Source organism: Streptomyces sp. KPB2, assembly GCF_003950055.1.
Lineage (GTDB): Bacteria > Actinomycetota > Actinomycetes > Streptomycetales > Streptomycetaceae > Streptomyces > Streptomyces salinarius.
In genome coordinates, this window is record NZ_CP034353.1 from 7868572 (window position 1) to 7889857 (window position 21286).

At 71.7% G+C, this 21286-nt stretch carries 19 protein-coding genes; 7 read left to right on the forward strand and 12 right to left on the reverse strand.

The annotated features are described in order from the left end of the window. Positions 1–337: 337 nt before the first annotated feature. Positions 338–613 carry a WhiB family transcriptional regulator gene (locus D1J63_RS35680; RefSeq protein WP_125634788.1) on the forward strand — a complete coding sequence of 92 codons (276 nt, stop codon included), beginning with the start codon at positions 338–340 and terminating at the stop codon, positions 611–613. A gap of 48 nt (positions 614–661) precedes the next feature. Here the strand turns inward: D1J63_RS35680 and D1J63_RS35685 are convergent, their stop codons facing one another. From D1J63_RS35685 to D1J63_RS35695, 3 genes are all read right to left on the reverse strand, one after another. Next, complete coding sequence (locus tag D1J63_RS35685) at positions 662–1258, reverse strand: YceI family protein (RefSeq protein ID WP_125634790.1); 597 nt, start codon at positions 1256–1258, stop codon at positions 662–664. 110 nt (positions 1259–1368) lie between these two features. Continuing rightward, the gene (locus D1J63_RS35690; RefSeq protein WP_125634792.1) at positions 1369–2115 is read right to left on the reverse strand and encodes an SDR family oxidoreductase; all 747 of its coding nucleotides are present in this window, start codon (positions 2113–2115) and stop codon (positions 1369–1371) included. Positions 2116–2270: 155 nt separating this feature from the next. Beyond that, positions 2271–4001, reverse strand: a complete 1731-nt coding sequence (locus D1J63_RS35695) for an FAD-dependent oxidoreductase (protein ID WP_125634794.1) — start codon at positions 3999–4001, stop codon at positions 2271–2273. Between the two features lie 174 nt (positions 4002–4175). Here D1J63_RS35695 and fdxA point away from each other — a divergent pair, with 174 nt between their 5' ends. Further along, on the forward strand, positions 4176–4565 hold the full coding sequence (gene fdxA / locus D1J63_RS35700) for a ferredoxin (protein WP_125634796.1): 390 nt from the start codon (positions 4176–4178) through the stop codon (positions 4563–4565). A gap of 27 nt (positions 4566–4592) precedes the next feature. On the opposite strand, the gene D1J63_RS35705 is transcribed toward fdxA, so the two are convergent. Next, positions 4593–5090 (reverse strand): Ohr family peroxiredoxin, encoded by a 498-nt coding sequence (locus D1J63_RS35705; protein WP_125634798.1) that lies wholly within the window; start codon positions 5088–5090, stop codon positions 4593–4595. A gap of 122 nt (positions 5091–5212) precedes the next feature. After that, entirely contained in the window at positions 5213–6109 is an 897-nt protein-coding gene (locus D1J63_RS35710; RefSeq protein ID WP_125634800.1) for an RNA polymerase sigma-70 factor, read from the reverse strand. Between the two features lie 252 nt (positions 6110–6361). On the opposite strand from D1J63_RS35710, the gene D1J63_RS35715 reads away from it, so the two are divergent. Next, positions 6362–6982 (forward strand): DUF5134 domain-containing protein, encoded by a 621-nt coding sequence (locus tag D1J63_RS35715; protein ID WP_125634802.1) that lies wholly within the window; start codon positions 6362–6364, stop codon positions 6980–6982. A 6-nt stretch (positions 6983–6988) separates the two neighbouring features. Here the strand turns inward: D1J63_RS35715 and D1J63_RS35720 are convergent, their stop codons facing one another. From D1J63_RS35720 to D1J63_RS35740, 5 genes are all read right to left on the reverse strand, one after another. Then, positions 6989–8386: an aldehyde dehydrogenase family protein gene (locus tag D1J63_RS35720; RefSeq protein ID WP_125634804.1), complete on the reverse strand. Its 1398-nt coding sequence runs from the start codon at positions 8384–8386 to the stop codon at positions 6989–6991. Beyond that, on the reverse strand, positions 8386–9486 hold the full coding sequence (locus D1J63_RS35725; protein ID WP_125634806.1) for an AMP-binding protein: 1101 nt from the start codon (positions 9484–9486) through the stop codon (positions 8386–8388). Before D1J63_RS35725 ends, D1J63_RS35720 begins: the two co-directional genes overlap by 1 nt. Before the next feature lie 79 nt (positions 9487–9565). Further along, on the reverse strand, positions 9566–10309 hold the full coding sequence (locus D1J63_RS35730) for a PIG-L deacetylase family protein (protein ID WP_125634808.1): 744 nt from the start codon (positions 10307–10309) through the stop codon (positions 9566–9568). Next, entirely contained in the window at positions 10306–11568 is a 1263-nt protein-coding gene (locus tag D1J63_RS35735) for an FAD-dependent oxidoreductase (RefSeq protein ID WP_125634810.1), read from the reverse strand. The genes D1J63_RS35730 and D1J63_RS35735 overlap by 4 nt, the downstream gene beginning before the upstream one ends. A 120-nt stretch (positions 11569–11688) precedes the next feature. Further along, positions 11689–12426, reverse strand: coding sequence for a class I SAM-dependent methyltransferase (locus D1J63_RS35740; protein ID WP_240798866.1), 738 nt, complete (start codon positions 12424–12426; stop codon positions 11689–11691). 206 nt (positions 12427–12632) lie between these two features. Here D1J63_RS35740 and D1J63_RS35745 point away from each other — a divergent pair, with 206 nt between their 5' ends. From D1J63_RS35745 to D1J63_RS35760, 4 genes are all read left to right on the forward strand, one after another. After that, positions 12633–13571 (forward strand): 2-hydroxyacid dehydrogenase, encoded by a 939-nt coding sequence (locus D1J63_RS35745; RefSeq protein WP_125634814.1) that lies wholly within the window; start codon positions 12633–12635, stop codon positions 13569–13571. A gap of 339 nt (positions 13572–13910) precedes the next feature. After that, complete coding sequence (locus D1J63_RS35750) at positions 13911–15530, forward strand: cytochrome bc complex cytochrome b subunit (RefSeq protein ID WP_125634816.1); 1620 nt, start codon at positions 13911–13913, stop codon at positions 15528–15530. Positions 15531–15667: 137 nt separating this feature from the next. Further along, on the forward strand, positions 15668–16513 hold the full coding sequence (locus tag D1J63_RS35755) for an alpha/beta hydrolase (protein ID WP_125634818.1): 846 nt from the start codon (positions 15668–15670) through the stop codon (positions 16511–16513). Positions 16514–16617: 104 nt separating this feature from the next. Beyond that, the gene (locus D1J63_RS35760; RefSeq protein ID WP_125634820.1) at positions 16618–17109 is read left to right on the forward strand and encodes a GNAT family N-acetyltransferase; all 492 of its coding nucleotides are present in this window, start codon (positions 16618–16620) and stop codon (positions 17107–17109) included. 90 nt (positions 17110–17199) lie between these two features. Here D1J63_RS35760 and D1J63_RS35765 read toward each other — a convergent pair whose 3' ends face one another. Further along, on the reverse strand, positions 17200–18459 hold the full coding sequence (locus D1J63_RS35765) for a 2-oxo acid dehydrogenase subunit E2 (RefSeq protein ID WP_125634822.1): 1260 nt from the start codon (positions 18457–18459) through the stop codon (positions 17200–17202). A 109-nt stretch (positions 18460–18568) separates the two neighbouring features. Further along, positions 18569–21256 (reverse strand): pyruvate dehydrogenase (acetyl-transferring), homodimeric type, encoded by a 2688-nt coding sequence (gene aceE / locus D1J63_RS35770; RefSeq protein WP_125634824.1) that lies wholly within the window; start codon positions 21254–21256, stop codon positions 18569–18571. Positions 21257–21286: the final 30 nt, after the last annotated feature.

Consider the following 21286-nt stretch of genomic DNA (forward strand, 5'->3'; position numbering starts at 1 on the left):
GTCGGACGACTCTTCGCCATGACCGCCGGAGCGCTGGCCCGGCGTACTGAGGGATCGGCAGGGCGCGGTGCTCACCTTTGCTCCGGACGACCGGCGGTGCAGGCGTTTCGTTACACCTTTGCGTGGACTCTTTTGCGGATCTTGCGGACCGGCGCACGGCCCTGCCCGGAGGCGGTCTCGCCGCGCTGACACACGGCACGGCGGGATGTCACATTCGCGCCGACCGCCCGGTCTTCCAGGGAAAAGCGACGCTGCGCACACCGAATCAATCCCGCAATACCTTGTTCGACGAGCCACCCCCCGAACCGGTATCCGTTTCTCATACAGGAGACAATTCATGGACTGGCGTGCAAGGGGCCTCTGCCTGACCGAGGACCCGGATCTCTTCTTCCCGATCGGCGGTCTCAACAGCGGGCCGGCGGCGATTCAGACGGACGAGGCGAAGGCGGTCTGCCGCCATTGCCCCGTCACCCGGCAGTGCCTGGCCTGGGCCGTCGATGTCGGGCCGGTCGAGGGGATCTGGGGAGGCACCACGGAAGGGGAGCGCCGCGCCCTGCGACGGCGCGAGGTGCGCGCGTCGCGCGCGACGCGCGCGTCGCAGAGCGCCGCCTGAGCGGCAGGACGACGCGCGGTCGGCGGCCGGACTCCGATGCGGTGTCCGTCAGGCCGCCGCCTCCTGCTCCGTCCGGATGGCCGAGATGTCCAGGGTCAGCGTCACCTTGTCGCTGATGAGCACACCCCCGGTGTCGAGCGGTGTGTTCCAGGCCAGCCCCCAGTCCGAACGTCGCAGCGTGGCGGAGCCCGCGAAGCCGACTCGGTGGTTGCCGAAGGCGTCGTCACCGGCCCCGCCGAAGACGACGTCGATGTCCAGGGGCAGTTCGATGTCCTTGATGCGCAGGCTGCCCGTGAGGCGGAACTCGTCGTCGCCGAGCGGGACGATGCCGGTGGAGTGGAAGGTCATCAGGGGAAACGTCGCGGAGTCGAAGAAGTCGGGCCCCGCGAGGTGGGCGTCGCGGTCCGCCGCGCCCGTGTCCATGCTGTCGGTCTGGACGCTCACGTAAGCCTTGGAACGGGCCGGGGCGGAGCCGTCGAGCACGAGCAGGCCTTCGAAGCGGTCGAACCGGCCGCGCACATTGGTGATCATGGCGTGCCGGACGGAGAAGCCGATCGTGCTGTGGACCGGGTCGATGGTGTAGACGCCGGTCACGGCCGGGTGCGCACCGAGGGCCGGGGAGGCGGCGTTGTCGCGTTGCATCATGATGGTGGGTCGGCTTTCTGGGACGAGAGGGGCCTGCCGCGCCGCGGTGCGGACGACAGGCCCCCTGTGGTGGGTGCGGACCCCTTGCACGGGACCCGCCACCCGACGACTCAGCGCTGCTGCGCGAGCCAGTCGGCGAACCGGGTCTCGGCGATGTGCGCGTCCGGACCGGGGAGCAGCGTGGTCTCCTGCAGCTCCGCGCCGAAGTACGGGGCGTGCACGTCGGTCACGACCTGGCGCGGGTCCTTCTTGGCGGCCAGCCCCTTGCGGATCAGCTCGTCGAGCTGGAATTCCTCGGGGCCGGCGACCTCCACGACCCCGCCGACGGGAGTGCCGACCGCGGTACGGCCGACGGCGGCGGCCACGTCGTCGGAGAAGATGGGCCGGATCTTGACCGGGGCCAGCCGGACGGTGTCGCCGTCGGTCGCCGCCTCGGCGATGCCCTTCATGAACTCGAAGAACTGCGTGGCGTGCACGATCGAGTACGGGATGCCCGAGTCCTTGATCAGAGCCTCCTGCGCCTGCTTGGCGCGGAAGTAGCCGCTCTCCTGGAGTCGTTCCGTGCCGACCACGGAGAGCGCCACGTGGTGGCTCACCCCGGCGTTCGCCTCCGCCTTGAGGAGGTTGGTGGTGGAGGTGCGGAAGAACTCCATGACGGCGTCGTCCTCGAAGGAGGGCGAGTTGGAGACGTCGATCACGACGGAGGCCCCGGTCAGGACCTCGGCAAGGCCCTCGCCCGTGAGCGTGTTGACCCCGGTGTTGGGAGCGGCCGGCACCGCCTCGTGACCGTGCTCGTTGAGCTTGGCGACCAGCTTGGAACCGATCAGTCCGGTACCGCCGATGACTACGACCTTCATGTGAATGTCCTTTCGAGATGTGCGTTGTCGCCTGCACCAGACAAGACCGAATGCTCACCCGCTCTGTGACAGGGCGAACTGTCTTTTCGGTGTTCTGGCGTATCCGGCGCTTCCGGAGTTCAGGTGCTCTGGCTATTCCGGTGATCGGAAGCCTGTTACTCGACGAGCTTTCCGTCGGTGGACACGTCCGCCATGAGGGCGGCGACCTCGTCCGGGACGTCGGGAATGTGCTCGTGGGTGATTCCCGTCGCCGGAGACCAGACCAGGTTCACGCGGAAGGCGGGGTCCATGTCGGGGAAGTCGCTGCGGTTGTGACAACCCCGGGTCTCCCGGCGTTCCAGTGCCGCTTCGAGGGTGGCGCGGGCCGCCAGGGCGGCCGACTTGAGATCGAAGGCGTGGGCCAGGTCCTGGAAACCGGCGATGTCGGGATGGACGCCGACGTTCTGCATGCGCTTCTCGACGGCGTCCAGCTCCTCCAGGCCGGTGCGCAGACCCTGTTCGTCCCGGACGACACCGGCGTGCTCGGTCATGGTGTTGCGGATCGCGCGCTGCAGTGCCCGGACGTTCTCGGGTCCGTCGGCGGCCAGCATCTCGTCGACCTCGGCTCGCGCCTCGGCCACGGCGGTCGCGGACCGGGGCTGCGCGGTGAGGGACTCCGAGTAGGCCGCCGCGGCCCGGCCGGTGATACGGCCGTAGACGAGGAGTTCGATCAGGCTGTTGCCGCCGAGGCGGTTGGCGCCGTGCAGACCGCTGGCGGCCTCGCCGATGGCGTACAGACCGCGGACGTCGGTGCTGTGGTCCTCGGGACGGACCCAGACGCCGCCCATCGAGTAGTGGGCCGTCGGGGCCACCTCGATGGGTTCACGGGTGATGTCGAGCATCTGCAGGTCGAGGAGCGTCTGGTAGACCCGGGGCAGCCGGTTCATGATCGTCCGGCGGGGCAGGTGCGAGACGTCGAGCCAGACCCCGCCCTTCGCGGTGCCCCGGCCCTCCTTGATCTCGGTGTACGAGGCGAGGGCCACTCGGTCGCGCGTGGACAGTTCCATGCGCTCGGGGTCGTAGCGGCTCATGTACCGCTCGCCGAGGGCGTTGCGCAGGATGCCGCCCTCACCACGCGCGGCCTCACTGACCAGCGTGCCCGCGGCGTTCTCCGGTTCGATGATGCCGGACGGGTGGAACTGCACCAGCTCGGGGTCGCGCAGGCGGGCCCCGGCCTCGACGGCGAGGCGGAAGGAGTCGCCGGTGTTCTCGTCCCGGCGTGACGAGGTGCGCCGCCAGATGCGCGTGTGCCCGCCGGCCGCGAGGATCACGGCGTCCGCGTGGACGAGGTGGCGGGTGCCGTTGGTCAGGTCGAAACCGTAGGCCCCGAAGACGGCACCGTCGTGGACCAGCAGACGCGTGATGTAGACGCTGTCGAGTATCGGGATGTCCAGCTGGACCGCGCGCCGGATCAGGGTGCGCTGGATCTCCAGGCCGGTGTAGTCGCCGGCGAAGGCGGTACGGCGGTACTTGTGGGCGCCGAAGAAGCGCTGCGAGATGCGGCCGTCCCCTTCACGGGCGAAGGCCATGCCGTACCGCTCCAGGTCGTCGATGCCCAGGGCCGCGCCCTGGGTGACGATCTCCGCCGTACGGGGGTCGCCGAGCAGATAGCTCTCCTTGAGGGTGTCCGCGGCGTGCTGCTGCCAGGAGTCCTCGGGGTCCATCGTGGCCAGGGCCGCGTTGATGCCGCCGGCCGCCAGGGACGTGTGGGTGTCCTCCTTGGGACGCTTGCCGACGGCGATGACGTCGACGCCGGCCTCGGCCAGCTCGATCGCCGCCCGCAGGCCGGAACCGCCGGTACCGATCACCAGCACCGTGGTGGAAAGACGTTGTTCGGTGAGAGGCACGCTTGCTCCCGTCGCTCTGGGTGGTCACTGACTAGGACCACGTCGGGCGGCGGTTTGTGACATCGGCAGCGCGCGCGTGTCACACCGTGCCGAGGTCCCCGGTCATCTGCACGAACCTGACGACCGTGCGGCAAGGCGCCGGGGGATGTCCGACGGCCGAAGAGGAGAAGACGGATGACGTACGTCATCGCACAGCCCTGCGTCGACATCAAGGACCGGGCGTGTGTCACCGAATGCCCCGTGGACTGCATCTACGAGGGCGCGCGCACGCTCTACATCAACCCGGCGGAGTGCGTCGACTGCCATGCGTGCGAACCCGTATGCCCCGTGGAGGCGATCTTCCACGAGGACGATCTGCCGGGGCACTGGGCGCACTACCTCGCCGTCAACGCGGAGTACTTCGACGAGGCGGCTTCCCCGTCGCGCGCAGGACGTGACACGGTCGGAGACCACCCGGCGGTCGAGGCACTGCCCCCGCAGAGCGGGCCGCACAAGAAGGAGATCTCCTTCTTCACCGTCCGCAAGGAGGAAGCGGCCGACGCGGATCTGTGGTTCCCCTCCTGACCGGCCGCCGCCACCGAGCGTGCCCGGTCAGGAGGCGAGTGTGATGGTGGTGGGCGTCCCTCTCCACGCCATGCGCGCGTAGGGGCACAACGCGTCGGCCCTCCCGATCAGCTCGTCGGCCGTCGCGGGCTCGACACCGGGCCACCGCACCACCAGATCGACGCGCAGCAGATAGCCGCCGTCCTCCGGGTCCCGGCCGAAGGCGACGGTCGCCACGACGGAGATCGCCGCGGGGTCCAGCGCCTCTTGCCGGGCCAGCAGGCTGAGCGCGCCGTGGAAGCAGGCGGCGAAACCGGCCGCGAAGAGCTGCTCGGGGTTGGTTCCCCGGCCGTCACCGCCCAGCTCGGCCGGCATCCGCAGATCGAGGTCCAAGGCCCCGTCGGCCGAGCGTGCGTGGCCGGAGGCCCGCCCGTGCGAGGCCGCACCACCGTGGACGGTCACCGTGGTGGTGTAGATGGGCGAGAACTCCTCCCCGTCGAAATCCCTCTCGGTCGACAGGGTGGGCAACTTGATCCGCTCGGTCACGGCAGGGCTCCGGTGTCGTCGTGGTACGCGGTCCCGGCAGACGTCCGGGACGACTGGATGACCGGCGAGCGACCGTTGTTGTGACGCCTGCCCGACGACGCCGGAGGACCCCCGACCTCAGGTCAGTCCCGCAGGGAGGCCACGTAGGGCTCCAGTTTGGCCGGGTTCATCACCCACATGAGCCGGTCGATGCCGTCCGCCGAGATGTCGGCGGCCAGCAGGGCGACGGCCTTCTCGCCGGAGAGGACCAGGACGGCCGGCCGTCCGTTCGCCTCGACCCACCGGACCTGCGTCTGCGGCCAGAAGCGCGGGGCGAAGGCCACGAGGTAGTGCGAGACGTGCGGCAGCCCGACGACCGGGATCCTCGACGCGCCGCGCATACCGTTGCCGTCCGTGTAGCTGACGACGTCGGCGGTGAGCACGTCCTCCAGGACCGACAGGTCGCCCGTCCGCGCCGCGGAGAGGAAGACCTCCAGCAGCCGTCGATGGGCTGTCGGGGTAACGGCCTCCTTGCGTTCAGCCGCCAGATGCTTGCGGCCGCGGCTCACCAATTGGCGCGTGTTGGCCTCGCTGGTCTCCAGGATCTCGGCGATCCGGCCGTAGGGGTAGTCGAACGCCTCCCGAAGCACGTAGGCGGCGCGCTCCACGGGGTTCAGCTTCTCCAGGAGCAGCAGGACCGCCATCTCCACAGCCTCGGCACGCTCCGCGCCCAGGTGCGGATCCTGCGTGGTGTCGACGGGCTCGGGGAGCCAGGGCCCGACGTAGGACTCCCGGCGCACCCGCGCGGACTGGGCCACGTTGATCGCCAGCCTCGTGGCGACCGTGGTCAGGAAGGCGGCCGGTTCGTGCACCTTAGAACGGTCGGTGCTCTGCCACCGCAGCCAGGTCTCCTGCACGATGTCCTCGGCCTCCGCAGCACTGCCCAGGACCCGGTACGCGATACCGAAGAGCTGCGGGCGCGCCGAGAGGAAGTCCTTCGTCGCCTGGTCAAGGGTGCCGGGTGAGGCGCCAGCGTGCATGGAACATCCCTTCTGGCTTCGTGCGTCCCATGCTACAAGCGGGCGCGGGCGGGCGCGCCGGTGGAGGGGCGCAGGCGTACGTACGGATCCCACAGGTGGCACACCGTGGCAACGGGTCACCACCGGACACGCACCGTCGTCGGCGGACCCTGTGTCCGGCCGTCCCGCCCGGCCCCGCGGACGTGCCCTGTCACGGATCGATCGCGCACCCGGTCAGGACAGCGAACCGCCAGGGACCAGAAGGGGCACACCGTGTCGGACAGGACGCCGGCTCTCGACGCCGTGCACGGCATGCTGACGCTGTTGTTCGCCGTCGCGGCCCTGCACGTGCTGTGGCACGCCGTCCGGTCACCGGGTGCGGGTCGCCGTGACCGCGTGGACCTCGTCCTGCACTGTGGCATGGCGGCGGCCATGGCGGCGATGCCCTGGAGTTACGGCCCGCCCCTGTCCGGCCGGGCCGCGACGGTGTTCTTCACCGCCGCCGCGCTGTGGTTCCTGCTGACCGCCCATAAGGCGCCGGGGTTCGCCGACCGGCTGACGCCCGCCGTCGGCATGGCGGCGATGGCCTGGATGTCGCGGACCCCGCCCGGCGCCGACGCCTCCGAAACCGTGGCCGCCGCGGGCGCCCCGGCCGCGCATCACACCGCGGCCCACGGCCATGCCACCGACGCCTCGACGACGGCGACCCTGGTCACCGTCGTACTGACGGTGTATCTCCTCGGCTGTGCCCTGCGGTCGTTGACGCGCCCCATGCCCGCGCTGCGGACCGCCACGGACCCCGCGCACCGCGCCGCCGCGACGGACCCGTACGGGTACGTGCGCGACGGCGCGATGTCGCTGGGGACGGCCGTGATGCTGCTGCTGCCCCACTGACCGTGGTCACCCGACCCCGAAACCGACCACCGCCTTGCCGCGCATCAGGAAGTCCGACAGGTAGCCGTCGTGGGGCACTCCCGGAGCCATCCAGTACGTCGGTTGGTCACCCGCGTACACGTTGGCGATGGAGGGTTCCGCCACCAGCACGTCTAGCAGTGCGCGATCACGGGAGAGGACCGAGAGGACGAGTGTCCCGCGCAACGGGGCGATGCCGTCCGAGCGGCTCCAGGGCGCCACCCACACACAGGGGAAAGGGAGTTCGGTCCCCACCTGCGGGGCACCGGCGTCGGCGACCTGATGGACGGCGGGCCGCAGGACGGCACTTCCGTCCCCGAGGTCGTCGACGATGCCGTCGCCGCCGAGCCAGGCGCGGGTCCCCGCCGCCACCGACCTCAGATAGGAGTCGAGGGCCAGGGCCCGGTCCAGCGGGCACACCGGGAGAACCGCCCGGGTGTCCTGGGGCGGCAGACCGGGCAGTTGGGACAGGCGCGCCGCGAGGGCCTCCGCGAGCGGTGCCGGGTCGCCCTCGACGAGGACGGCGGTGGCGTTGACGCACGCGGTGCCGGCCTCGTCGGCGACGGAGGCGACGATCGTGTCCAGGTGCTCCCGCCAGTCCGTGTCCGCCGTGACGAGGATCTTCGTCCGGCCGGGGCCCTGGGGCAGCACGCGGGCGTCGTGGGCGTACCGGGCGACGACCTCGTCACCGCCGTACACCACCGCACGGTCGGCGCCGCGGATCAGCGTCTGCGCGGTCCGGTGGTCCGTGGGGAGCAGCACCAGCCGGTCCTGGCCGACGCCCGCCCGGTGCAGCGCGCCGACCAGACGGTGCGGGGTGAACGGCTCGCGCCGCGACGGCCGTACGGCCACGCGGTAGCCGAGAGCCAGCGCCTCCAGCCAGAGCCGGTGGACCCCCGGATGATTGCCGGACGCGTTGACGGCGAACACCTCGCCCCGGCGGGCCCACACGGCGTGCCCGGCTCCGAGGGAGGGGTCCGGGCGCTCCCGGACCGTTCCGCGCGGCCTGCCCTGCTCTGCCGAGGCACGGGCGCGGCCGACGAACCTCGCCGTGCCGCGGGTCGCGTCGCGCACCACGGCCAGCGGAGTACCGGAGGTCCGGCTGACCAGGTACTCGTACTCGCGCACGCCCAGCCCGCCGACGGTGCCGGTGGCGAACTCCTCGGCGGCCGCCGCCAGCAGCGTGTCCAGGTCGGCCGCCGGGACCGGCCCGGCCCCGCGCAGCGCGGCCAGCGCCCGGTCGACGTACACCGGCGGCACCAGACTCAGCCGCGCCACCTCGGCACCGGACACATCCGTGACGATGTCCGGGACACGGGTGCGGTAGGGGCCGCGGGGGCCGAGGGCGTCCAGGTACACCGGCTCGGCGGCATCGACGGGGGCCATCAGTACACGCCCTCGATCACGGTCTCGCCCTTCACCGTGGGCACCGGCGCCACGTCCGCCACGGCGTCGCCGGCGTGACCGCCCGCGGGCCGGACGCGCACGGCCGTGTCGCGCTCGGCGTTGTGGGGGATGAGCATCGACTTGCTGACGTGGCTGACGATCACCTGGCCGCGCTCGCCGACCGCGACGGGTTCCCCGGTGGCGGGGTCGACGACCGACAGGAACACGTACGGCGACACCGGGTCGAAGACGCAGGGCTGCGAGGCGTCGAGACCGGCGCGTTCGAGCAGCGCGGTGAGCATCATGGTGTTGCCGTACATGCCGATCAGCGGCACGTCGGGGAAGACCTCCGTGGCCAGCAGGTGACGGGTGTCGGGGTCCATGTGGGTGCCGCCCCAGACGATCGCCCGGACCGAAGCGTTGATCCGTTCCAGGAGGTCGTCCTCGCGGGCGAAGCGCTCCAGCAGGGGTGTGGTGGCCGCCAGGACGCCGATGTCCTGGGTCAGCAGGATCCGCCGGCACTGTTCGACGAGGTGGTCGGTGTAGGACTCGACCTCGTCGGTGCGGCCCGTGGCGATCAGTTTCCGCACCCACCGGGGGTCCATGTCGATGCTCAGGCCCGGGCCGCCGAGCGAGGCCGCCGCCCGTTGCAGCACGTCCCCCACCAGATGTGGCCCTGTCGGCGCCACGGTCAGCCACTGGGCGCCGACGGGCAGCCCGTGCTCCCGCAGACGCATGTCGACCTGTGCGGTGCTGTGCCTCATCCAGTCGTCGAGCTGGACGACCCGCTTGGGCGCCCCGGTCGTCCCGCCGCTGTCGAAGACGTTGAGCAGCCGGGCGTCGCCGCCGTAACCCCGGGGAATCAGGTCCGCCACCGGGACGTGGCGCAGTTCGTCGCTCAGGTCGGGGAAGAGCGTCAGGTCGTCCACGCCCTTGACATCCCGCCGCGGATCGAAGGCGAGCCGTTCGGACCGGTCCAGCCAGTAGCGGGAGCCGGTTTCCGGGTCGAAGTGCCAGCGCACGGCGGCGCGCACGAACTCGTCCGGATCGACGCCGTCGGACGGTCCGGCGTCCAGGACGGAGGGGGAGTCGTACGTCATGATCGGTCCTTCCTCGGCACGGGCTCGTGCGGCTCGTGCGGCTGGCGGAAATGGCGACGAAGGGCGCGCGGGCGCCCGGTCATCGGCTGAACAGTTCGAAGGCGACGGCGGGAGTCCCGGCGAACCGTGCCCGGTGGACGCCGGTGCTCTCGCCCAGGAAGCGGCGCGCGTACGTCTCGGGGTCCTGCTCGGTCAGGGCTTCGAGGTAGGTCCGGTGCCGCAGCAGGGACTGGACGCCCTGTTCGAAGCCCGGCTCGGCGGACACGGCGTGGGTCGGCGTCGGTGAGTTGGCGACAGCCACCCAGCGGACGCCGTTCCAGGGCGACAGCCCCTGTTCGGCCAGTTCCGGGAAGATCCAGCGGTTGCCCGCGTCCGCCGCCGCGTCCAGCACCGCGCGCCCCACGGCCACGTGGTCCGGGGTGTTCCAGGCCCCGGCGGCCCACGTGTCCCGGTGGTTCAGAGTGATCACCAGCTCCGGCCGGTGACGCCGTACGGCGGCGGCGATGTCGCGGCGCAGGGAGACGCCGTATTCGACGACACCGTCCCGGTGGTCGAGGAACTCCACCGTGTGGACACCGACCGCCGCGGCGGCGGCCCGCTGTTCCGCCTCACGCAGCGGGCCGGCCCGTCCCGGATCCAGGGTGTCGATGCCGGCCTCACCGCGGGTGGCGAGCACGTAGGTGACCTGTCTGCCGTCGGCCACCCAGGAGGCCACGGCAGCCGAGCACCCGTACTCGAGGTCGTCGGGGTGGGCCACCACGGCCAGGGCCCGCCGCCAGTCGTCCGGCATCGGGCGCAGTGGTGCGGGAGGGCTGCCGGTCACGCCCGGTCTCCCGTCGGCCGCGCGTGCGGGGGAAGCAGGCTCTCCAGCGGGACCGAGGGGTCGGCGAGGGCGGCGTCGTCCGGCTCCGCGCCCGACTCGATCAGGGCGCGGATCGTCCCGATGACGTCCCACAGGTTGACGCTCATCCCCGCCAGCACCCGGTTGCCGGACATCCAGAACGCCAGGAACCGCCGCTCCTCGCGCGACCCGCGGAAGACGACGCGGTCGTAGCCGCCCGGTTCGGTGTACCCGGTGTACTCCATGCCGAGGTCGTACTGGTCGGTGTAGAAGTACGGCAGCCGGTCGTACACCGAGTCCTGGCCGAGCATGCTCAGCGCGGCGGTACGGGGCTGGTGCAGCGCGTTGGCCCAGTGCTCCACGCGCAGGTGCCGGCCGAGCCGGGGGTGGTAGGCGTTGGCGACGTCACCGGCGGCGTGCACACCGTCGGCGGAGGTCCGCAGGTGGGCGTCGGTCACGATGCCGTTGCGCACGTCGAGGCCCGCCTCCTTGGCCAGGCGGACGTTGGGCGTGATGCCCACCCCCACGACCACGGCGTCCGCGGGCAGCCGGGTTCCGTCGGCGAGCCGGACCCCGTCCACGCGGCCCCCGGTTCCGGTGACGGCCTCGATCTCGGCACGGGGCCGCAGGTTCACACCGTGGTCCCGGTGCAGACCGGCGAAGACCTCGGCCGCCTCCCGGCCCAGGACCTTCAGCAGGGGCAGCTCACCGTGCTCCAGCACGGTGACCTCGGCGCCGGCCGCCCGGGCCGCCGCCGCCGTCTCCAGCCCGATCCAGCCACCGCCGACCACCACGATCCGGGCGCCTTCGGTGAACGCCTCCTTGAGGCGCTCGCTGTCGCCCACGCGCCGCAGGTACAGCACGCCCTCCAGGTCCGCGCCCGGCACCGACAGGCGCCGCGGCGAGGAACCGGTGGCCAGCAGCAGACCCGCGTAGGGCACGCGGCGGCCGTCGTCCAGCGTCACCGCCCGGCCACGCGTGTCGACGGACGTCACGCTCGTGCCCAGGAGCAGATCGACGTCGTGCTCCCGGTACCAGCTCTCGGGGTGCACGTGGATGGACTCGCGGTCCTCCTTGCCCAGCAGGTAGCCCTTGGACAGCGGCGGCCGGATGTACGGTCGTTCCCGCTCGTCCCCGATCACGAGAAGCGGCCCGTCGTGGCCGTGCTCGCGCAGTTCCTCCGCGGCCTTGCCGGCGGCCAGGCCGCCCCCGACGATCACGAACGTCTTCGCACGCGGCATGAGATCCCCGTCCCAGTCTGTGAGGCGCACACGGACCGAGTGGTCCGGTCACCCTTCAGACCGGGCGACTACACGCGTTGTGACACCGTGGCACGGGTCCGTCCGGCCCCGTACTCCGCTTCACCGGTGGGCCGGCCGCGTCACGGCCAGAACACGCGGATCGTCGTGCCCCGGCAGCGGGACGAAGCCGTGCCGTGCCAGGTCGTCGACGATCCGCGTGCGCGAGGCCGGCCACATCCAGAACGACTCCGTGTGCTCCCGCAGCACGTGTCGTCCGCTGCGCACCCAGTAGTCGACACGTGTGCGGATGCGGTGTCCCGCCGCGGACATCGTCATGCGTCCGCCGTACACGTGCGCGCCCACCCGCTGCTCCGGCAGGCGGCGCACGACGTCGCGAGAGGGCAGCAGGGCGGGCGGCGGCTCCAGGAGGAGCGTGCCCCCCGGGGTCAGGGCCACGTGGATCGCGGGCCACAGCGCGTCCCGCGCGGCCGGGGGGAGACAGGCGACCGTGTTGTGGCACACGGCGACGTCCGCCGCCGCGTACAGCGCCGCCTCGTCCAGGGCGTACGGGTGCACGGTCACGCGCTCGCGCTGACGCGCGGGCAGGGTGGCGAGGCGGGTGAGCAGGGACGTGCGCATGGCTCGCGCGGGCTCCACCGCGTGCACGTCGACCGCGGACTCGGCCAGGCTCATCAGCGCGACCCGGCCGGTCCCGGCACCGATGTCCAGCACACCGAGACGGGCCCGCGCGATGTGCCGGCCGTACAGGTCGCGGACGCGTGCCGCGTCCCGGTCGGCCTGAAGGATGTCGTAGAACTCGGCGGTGACGGCGTAGGAGTCCGGGTCCGGTCGGGACACCGGTGCTCCGGTGATGACGGGTTGCATGTCCAGCTAGACCACGCGTGAGCGGGGCCTGTGACAGCGGGTGCCCCGCGAGAGCCCGGCCCGAGAGGGCCCGAGGTGATGCCTGTCACGGGGGTGGACTGTCACAAGTGCGTGGTACACGCAGTCAGTTCTCTGGTTCCGACCTCGCGGAACCCGGAGGGAAAGCAGAACACGCCGTCATGACCGTGAGAACCCCGCAGGTATGGCTGCCCGCCCAGTTCGCCGATCTCACCGACCTGCCACCAGGCCTGGAGTACGCCCGCTGGGACGGTCGTTCGGCCTTCCCGTCGGACCCGGCGGAGGTGGACTTCTACGCCCCGCCGCTGACCAAGGACATCGATGTCATCGGCAGACCCCTGCTTCGCATGACGCGTCTGCGTGCGGTGCAGGCCCTGAGTTCCGGCACGGACGAACTGCGCGCGGAGCTGGACCGGCTCCCTCGACCGGTGACCCTGTGCAACGCGGGTGCGGCCCCCGCTCCGAGCACGGCCGAACTCGCCCTGACCCTCATCCTCGCCTCGCTGCGCGGCATACCGGAGTCGGTCCGCGCCCAGGACGGCGGGGCGTGGCGACCGGAGGTCTTCCCGTCCCTGTACGGGCGGTCCGTGCTCGTCGTCGGCTACGGCGCCGTCGGCTCCGCGCTGGAGGAACTCCTGGTGCCCTTCGGATGTGCGGTGACCCGTGTCGCCGGCACGGACCGGGACGCACCCCGGGGGCCCGTCCGCTCGGCCGCACACCTGCCCCGGCTCGTGGCCGACGCCGATGTCGTCGTGCTGTCCGTGCCGCTCACCCCGCAGACCCGTCAGCTCTTCGACGCGGGCATGCTGGCCCGCATGAAGGACGGCGCCCTGCTCGTCAACGTGGCACGCGGGGCCGTGGTCGACACCGACGCCCTGCTCAAGGAGACCCACGAGGGCCGGCTGCGGGCCGCGCTCGACGTGACCGACCCCGAGCCGCTCCCGCCGGGGCATCCGTTGCGGGAGACACCCGGCGTGCTGATCACGCCGCACGTCGGCGCGTTCACGTCGTCCCTGTGGCCCCGCCTCGAACAGCTCATCCGACGCCAGTTGAGCCGTTTCGCCGCGGGCGAGGAGCTGGAGAACATCGTGTCCCGATGACGCCCGGCCCCGGGACGGGAGCCGCGCCGGCCCGTCCCGTCGCTGTCCCTCCCGGGGGCGCCGCCGAATGTCACACGCGCACCGTCTCGCCGGTCATGCTGACGACAGCAGTACGCGAATCACATCGAACAGCACAGTGTCGGACGAGTCGGATTCGTCGCGCCACACGTGTGCCGGACGGACTTCCCGGCCGGGCGATCCGCGGGGCGCCCCCCACCCCCGCCACGGCCGCACCGCGGCCGGAAGCCCTCGCGCCGCGCCGGTGCCGCCGAACCATGGCCGAGCCCGCCACCGCGGCGCCGGTGAGCTGCGGGTGACGCAGTAACGAAGGGTGAAGAGATGGGCCACGACAGCCGGCCGGTGGAGCCGGAGCGGAAGCGCACGGGGGAGAGGCTCGCCCGATGGGCGGACAGCCGGCTGGGCCGCCGCCCTGTCGCTCGCTCCGTCCGGAGCCTGGTCTTCCCCGACCACTGGTCGTTCATGCTCGGCGAGATCGCGCTCTACAGTTTCGTGATCCTGCTGATCACCGGTGTCTATCTGAGCTTCTACTTCCACCCCTCCTCCGACCTCGTCGTCTACCAGGGCGACTACGCCCCCTTGCGCGGACAGTTGGTGTCGCAGGCCTTCGACTCGACCCTGCACATCTCCTTCGACGTCCGCGGCGGCCTGCTCGTCCGCCAGGCCCACCACTGGGCGGCCCTGGTCTTCGTCGCCGCCGTTCTCGCCCACATGCTGCGGCTCTTCTTCACCGGCGCGTTCCGCAAGCCGCGGGAGCTGAACTGGGTGCTGGGGTTCGGCGTGCTCGTCCTGGCGATGTTCGCGGGGCTGACCGGCTACGACCTGCCGGGCGACCTGCTGTCCGGCACCGGCCTCCAGGTCGTGAACGGCACGATCCTGTCGATCCCCGTCGTCGGGACCTATCTGTCGTTCTTCCTCTTCGGCGGTGAGTTCCCCGGCGACGACCTGATCGCCCGTTTCAACACGCTGCACGTCCTGGTCATCCCCGCACTCATCGTCGTCCTCGTCGTCGGCTACGTGGTCCTGGCCCTGCGCCACCGGCCCGCGCAGTACCCCGGACCCGGTCGTACCCGCGACAACGTCGTCGGTCTTCCGGCCAAGGTGTACGCCGTGAAGGCCGCCGGCTACTTCTTCCTCGTGACCGGCGTGCTCTTCTTCATGGCCGCCGTCGGCGAGATCAACCCCGTCTGGGACTACGGTCCCTTCCGTCCCGACCAGGTCTCCGCCGGATCCCAGCCCGACTGGTACATGGGCGTCGCCGACGGACTGCTGCGCGTCATGCCCGGCTGGGAGATCGACTTCTGGGGCCACACCCTGGCCCTGGACAACCTGCTGCCGCTGCTGGTCGGGGTGCTGCTCTTCCTGGCCATGGGGGCCTATCCGTTCCTGGAGGCCTGGGTGACGGACGACGACAGCGAACATCACCTGCTGGACCGTCCCCGCAACCGCCCGGTGCGCACCGCCCTCGGCGTGGCCTGGCTCAGTGTCTACTCGGTGGCCCTGATCGGTGCCGCCAACGACATCATCGCCACCCGCCTGCACGTGTCCGTCAACGACGTGACCTGGGCCGTGCGCGTCGGCCTCTTCGTCGTCCCGGTCCTGGCCTTCGTCGTCACCAAGCGCGTGGCGCTGGCACTGCAGCGCAGGGACCGCGACCTGGTGCTGCACGGCCGCGAGACCGGCGTCATCAAGCGCCTGCCGCACGGCGAGTACGTCGAGGTACACGAACCACTCGACCCGGCGCGGCTGCACACGCTGACCTCGCACGAGCAGCACCGGCCCCTGGCCGCCGTACCCGCGCGCGACGGGGACGGTCCCGTGGCCCGCGGCACACAGCGCCTGCGCATCGGGCTCAGCGGCTTCCTCTACGGCCCCGGCACGCAGATTCCCAAGCCCACGGCGACCGAGCACGAAGAGATCACCGGTCGGCACAGGTCCTGAACCGCGAGGCGACGCAGACGGGCGGAGACCATTTTCACACCATGTCACGCATTTGGTGGGTCTCCGGTCTCAAAGGTGAAAAGGCGACACAACGTGCCGCACACACCGATCACCATCCCGCCCGAAAGGCATGCGACATGAACCGCACCTCCCGCGCAAGCCGGACCCACACGACGATGACCGTCCTGGCCGGCGCCGGCGTCGCCGTCGGCCTGCTCGCCACCACGATCGCCCCGGCCTCCGCCGGCAAGGGCAGCCCCGCCGACCGCGGCGACAAACCCACCGTCGTCCTGGTGCACGGTGCGTTCGCCGACTCCACCAGCTGGAACGGCGTCATCGACAGGCTCAGGCACGACGGTTACCCGGTCGTCGCCGTCGCCAACCCGCTGCGCTCCCTGAGCGGCGACTCCGCCTACCTCAAGGACGTCCTGGCCGGAATCGACGGCCCCGTCGTGCTCGCCGGTCACTCGTACGGCGGTTCGGTCATCAGCAACGCCGCCACCGGCAACAAGAACGTCAGGGCGCTGGTGTACCTCGCCGCCTTCCTCCCCGAGAAGGGGGAGAGCGCGGTCGACCTGTCCGGACGGTTCCCCGGCAGCACCCTCGGTGACGCGCTGCGCCCCGTGCCGGTGACGAACGCCGACGGTTCCCCCGGCACCGACCTCTACATCCAGAACGACAAGTTCCGCCATCAGTTCGCGGCCGACGTGCCGCGCAACAAGACCGACCTCATGAGCGTCACCCAGCGACCGGTCACCGAGGCGGCCCTGGGCGAGGGAGCGGCCGAACCGGCCTGGAAGACCATTCCCTCCTGGGTCCTGGTCGCCACCCAGGACCGCAACATCCCGGCCGCGGCCCAGGAGTTCATGGCCCGGCGGGCCGGTGCCCACACCACGGAGGTGCGGTCGTCCCACGCGGTCAGCGTCTCGCAGCCGGGAAAGGTCACCGGCGTCATCGAGGACGCCGCCCGCTCGGTGCGCTGAGAGCGCACCGGTGATCGAAGGGCCGGTGGTTCGCCACCGGCCCTTTCCCGACCCCGCGCCGTGTGCGTGTCGCGCACGGTTCCCGGCCGCCCAAGGACGGACTCATGCGCCGCGAACCGCGGATCATCCCGATAGGCCCCGGCCAACTCGCCCGCACTGTGGCGATGCACCGCCGATGCTCCCCGCAGACCCTGTGGAGCCGCTACCACCGCGCGATGGCCGACCCCCGGACGTATGTGCCCACTCTGCTGTCCCGCCCCGGATCGGTGCACCTGGCGGCCCTGGGCGCCACCGGCCGCATCGTCGCCGTGGGCCACCTGATGCCGGATCACACCGCTGTCGAGGCGGCGCTGCTGGTCGAGGACGCCTGGCAGGGCCGCGGACTCGGGACCCGCCTGCTCCGGCACCTGGGCGAGCTCGCGCGGACCGGCGGCTGGACGACGCTCTACGGCCTCTTCCTGGCCGGCGACGAGCGGATCGACGCCATGCTGCGCCACGCGCCCGTTCCCGTACGGCGCACGGAGGAGGGCGGCGCAGTCACCGCACGGGTCCAGGTCCACGACCTGGTGGCCCACCCGTCCGTCCCCCGGCAGTGACACGCGCGGGCACCCTCACACACCGCGTCCGCGGTCTCCGCCGCCAAGGGAAAAGCCGGTGCGGGCATCGCCCGCACCGGCTTTCCTCGTTCACGCAGCGGCGTCGGGGTACAGGTCGTCCTCGAACGCCGCCGCCTCCAGGAGTCCCTTGACCGCAGTCAGGTAGCGGGCCGCGTCCGCCCCGTCCACCAGCCGGTGGTCGTACGACAGCGACAGGTGCACCAGGTCCCGGACGCCGATGACGTCCTCGTCACCGACGCGCACGACCCCCGGCCTCCTGACCGTGGCGCCCACGCCGAGGATCGCGGCCTGGTTCGGCGGCACGATGACGGTGTCGAACAGCGCGCCGCGCGAACCGGTGTTGGAGATCGTGAAGGTCGCGCCCGACACGTCGTCCGGGGTCAGGTGACCACCGCGGGCCCGGTCGGCGAGGTCGTGGACGGCCCGGGCGATCCCGGCGACGGTGAGGTCACCGGCCGCCTTGACGACCGGGGTCATCAGACCGGCCTCCGTGTCGACCGCGATCCCGATGTTCTCGGTGTCGAAGTAGGTGATGGTGCCCTCGTCCTCGTTGATGCGGGCGTTGACCACCGGATGTGCCTTCAGCGCCTGGGCGGCCGCCTTGACGAAGAAGGGCATGGGGGAGAGCTTGAGGCCCTCGCGGGCCAGGAAGCCGTCCTTCGCCCGGTTCCGCAGGCGCATCAGCCGGGTGACGTCGGCCTCGACCGTCGAAGTGAGCTGCGCCTGCTCCAGCAGCGCCTTCTTGAGGTTGTTGCCGATGGCCCGGCGGATACGGGTCACCGCGACCGTGCGGCCGCGGAGCGAGGACGGCTCGGCCGCCGGGGCGGCGGGCGCCGTGGGTACAGTTTGCACCGGCACCGGCGCGGGCGCCGGGGCCTGCGGGGCCGCGGGCGCGGGCTCCGGCGCGGGGGAAGCCGGAGGGGCGGACGCGGCAGATGGGACGACGGGCTCAGCCGGCGCCGGGGCGGGTGCTGGAGCCGGTGTCGGCTCCGGACCGGGAGCGGGTGCCGGTGCCGGAGCGGGTGCCGTGGGCCCGGACTCGGCCGCCGGTGCCGGTGCCGCCGGCGCGGGCGGAGCCGCCGGGGTCGTGTCCGGCGCGCCGATGACGCCGAGGCCGGCACCGACCTCGACGGTCTCGTCCTCGGCGGCGAGGATCTCCAGCAGGACGCCGGCGGCGGGGGAGGGGATCTCGGTGTCCACCTTGTCGGTCGACACCTCCAGCAAGGGCTCGTCGGCCTCGACGCGGTCACCGACCTGCTTCAGCCAGCGGGTCACGGTGCCCTCGGTGACGGACTCGCCGAGAGCCGGCAGGGTCACGGAAACGGTCATGATGACGTTCAACTCCTCACGGTCCGGCGGGGCGCGTCGCCCCGCCGGACCTGTCGTGCAGGGCCCGCGTCGGGCGACGCGGACGGTAGGGGGCGCCCGGCGGGGCGGTTCACCGGTCGAGGCCGTAGCGCGCTCGGGCCTGCGCGACGGTCTCCGGCGGCACCTGCCCCACCCGGGCCAGACGGTCCAGCGCGGTCACCACGATCGACTCGGCGTCCACCCGGAAGTAGCGGCGCACGTCCTCACGGGTGTCGGACAGGCCGAAACCGTCGGTGCCCAGGGAGTAGTAGTCCTGCTCGACCCACTGGCTGATCTGGTCGGGCACCTGCCGCATCCAGTCGCTGACGGCCAGCACCGGCCCCGGCGCCCCGGACAGGGCCCGAGTGACGAAGGGGGTGCCTTCCTCGCCCCGCATCCGGGCGTCGTCGGCACGCATCGCGTCCCGGCGCAGTTCCGTCCAGGACGTCACCGACCACACGTCGGCGTGCACGCCCCAGTCGGAGGCGAGCAGTTCCTGTGAGCGCAGGGCCCAGTGGATCGCCGTACCGGAGGCGAGCAGTTGGAGCCGGGGCCCGGCCGCCGGTGCCTCGGCGGCCCGGAACCGGTAGATGCCCCGGACGATGCCCTCCTCGATGCCGGGGACCGGCGGCATGGCGGGCTGGTGCTTGGGCTCGTTGTACACGGTCAGGTAGTAGAAGACGTCCTCGGGCCGCTCGCCGTACATGCGGCGCAGACCGTCCCGGACGATGACCGCGATCTCGTAGGCGAACGCCGGGTCGTAGCTGACGGCCGCCGGATTGGTCGCGGCGAGCAGGTGCGAGTGGCCGTCCCCGTGCTGCAGGCCCTCGCCGGTCATCGTCGTGCGCCCGGCCGTGCCGCCGACCACGAAACCGCGGCCCATCTGGTCGCCGAGCGCCCAGAACTGGTCGCCGGTCCGCTGGAAACCGAACATGGCGTAGAAGATGTAGAAGGGGATCATGGGTTCGCCGTGCGTGGCGTACGACGTCGCGGCGGCGGCGAACTCGGCGACGGAACCGGCCTCGGTGATGCCCTCGATGAGCAGCTGCCCGGTCGTGCTCTCCAGGTAGTGGAGCAGTTGGTCAGCGTCGACCGGGTCGTAGGTCTGGCCCTGCGGCGAGTAGATGCCGGCGGTGGGGAACATCGACTCCATGCCGAAGGTGCGGGCCTCGTCGGGGACGATCGGCACCCAGCGCGCCCCGCTCCCCGGGTCGCGCATCAGGTCCTTGACCAGCCGGACCAGTGCCATCGTGGTGGCCATCTCCTGGTGGCCGGACCCCTTCTCCAGGTCCTCGAAGGGCTTGGCGGGCGGCTCCGGCAGCGGCCTGGCGACCACTCGACGCACGGGTGCGGGCCCGCCCAGCGCGGCCCGGCGCTCGCGCAGGTACCGCACCTCGGGCGAGTCCTCCCCCGGGTGCCAGAACGGCACCTGGTCACCGGCGAGCGCGCTGTCGGGGATGGGCAGCTCCAGCAGGTCGCGCATGCCCCGGAACTGCTCCATCGTGAGCTTCTTCATCTGGTGGTTGGCGTTGCGCGACTCGAACGCCGGGCCCAGCGTGTGGCCCTTCACCGTCTGGGCGAGGACCACCGTCGGGGCGCCCCGGCGCTCCACGGCGGCCCGGTAGGCGGAGTGCACCTTCAACGGCTCGTGTCCGCCCCGCGAGTTCTCGAACAGCTCGACCACCCGCGCGTCGCTCAGGGAGGCGGAGAGCGCCGAAAGGGCGTCACCCGTGAAGAAGTGCTTGCGTATGTAGGCCGCGTCCCGCGCGGCGAGCGTCTGCATCTGGGCGTCGGGCACCTCGCCCAGGCGCCGGACGAGGTCGCCGGTGGTGTCCTGGGCCAGCAGCGGGTCCCAGGCCTCGCCCCAGAGCGTCTTGACCACGTTCCAGCCCGCGCCCCGGAACCGGGCCTCCAGCTCCTGGACGATCTTCGAGTTGGACCGTACCGGGCCGTCGAGGCGCTGGAGATTGCAGTTGATGACGAAGGTCAGGTTGTCCAGGTTCTCGCGGGATGCCAGGGTCAGGGCGGCCGTCGACTCCGGCTCGTCCATCTCCCCGTCGCCCAGGAACGCCCACACTCGTGAGGCGGAGGTGTCCTTGATGCCGCGGGCGTGCAGATAGCGGTTGAAGTGGGCCTGGTAGACGGCGCCGATGGGGCCCAGCCCCATGGACACCGTGGGGAACTCCCACAGCCACGGCAGCCGCCGGGGGTGCGGATAGGACGGCAGGCCGTGACCGCCGGCCTCCCGTCGGAAGGCGGCCAGTTGGTCCTCGCTCAGCCGCCCCTCCAGGAAGACCCGGGCGTAGATCCCGGGGGAAGCGTGTCCCTGGACGAAGAGCTGGTCGCCGGAGCCGTCGCCGTCCTTGCCCCGGAAGAAGTGGTTGAAGCCGATCTCGTAGAGCCAGGCCGCCGAGGCGTAGGTCGAGATGTGACCGCCGAGTCCGAGCGGCGCGCCGCGGGTGACCATCGCAGCAGCGTTCCACCGGTTGAGCGCGGTGATCCTGGACTCCATCTCCAGGTCACCGTCGAACTCCGGCTGCGCGGCGGCGGGAACGGTGTTGATGTAGTCCGAGTGCAGCAGCCCCGGCAGGGACATGCCCGTGCTCGCGGCGAACTCGTGCACCCGTCGCAGCAGGTACACGGCCCGTTCCGGCCCCGCGTTGCGCACGACGGCGTCGAGGGAGGCCCGCCACTCGGCGGTCTCCTCGCGGTCGCGGTCGGGCAACTGGTCCAGCTCACTCGTCACAGGGTTCTCGGTCGGCCGGGAGGGTTCACTCATGGCAGCCTTCTTGTCACGGCGTGGGTGTCG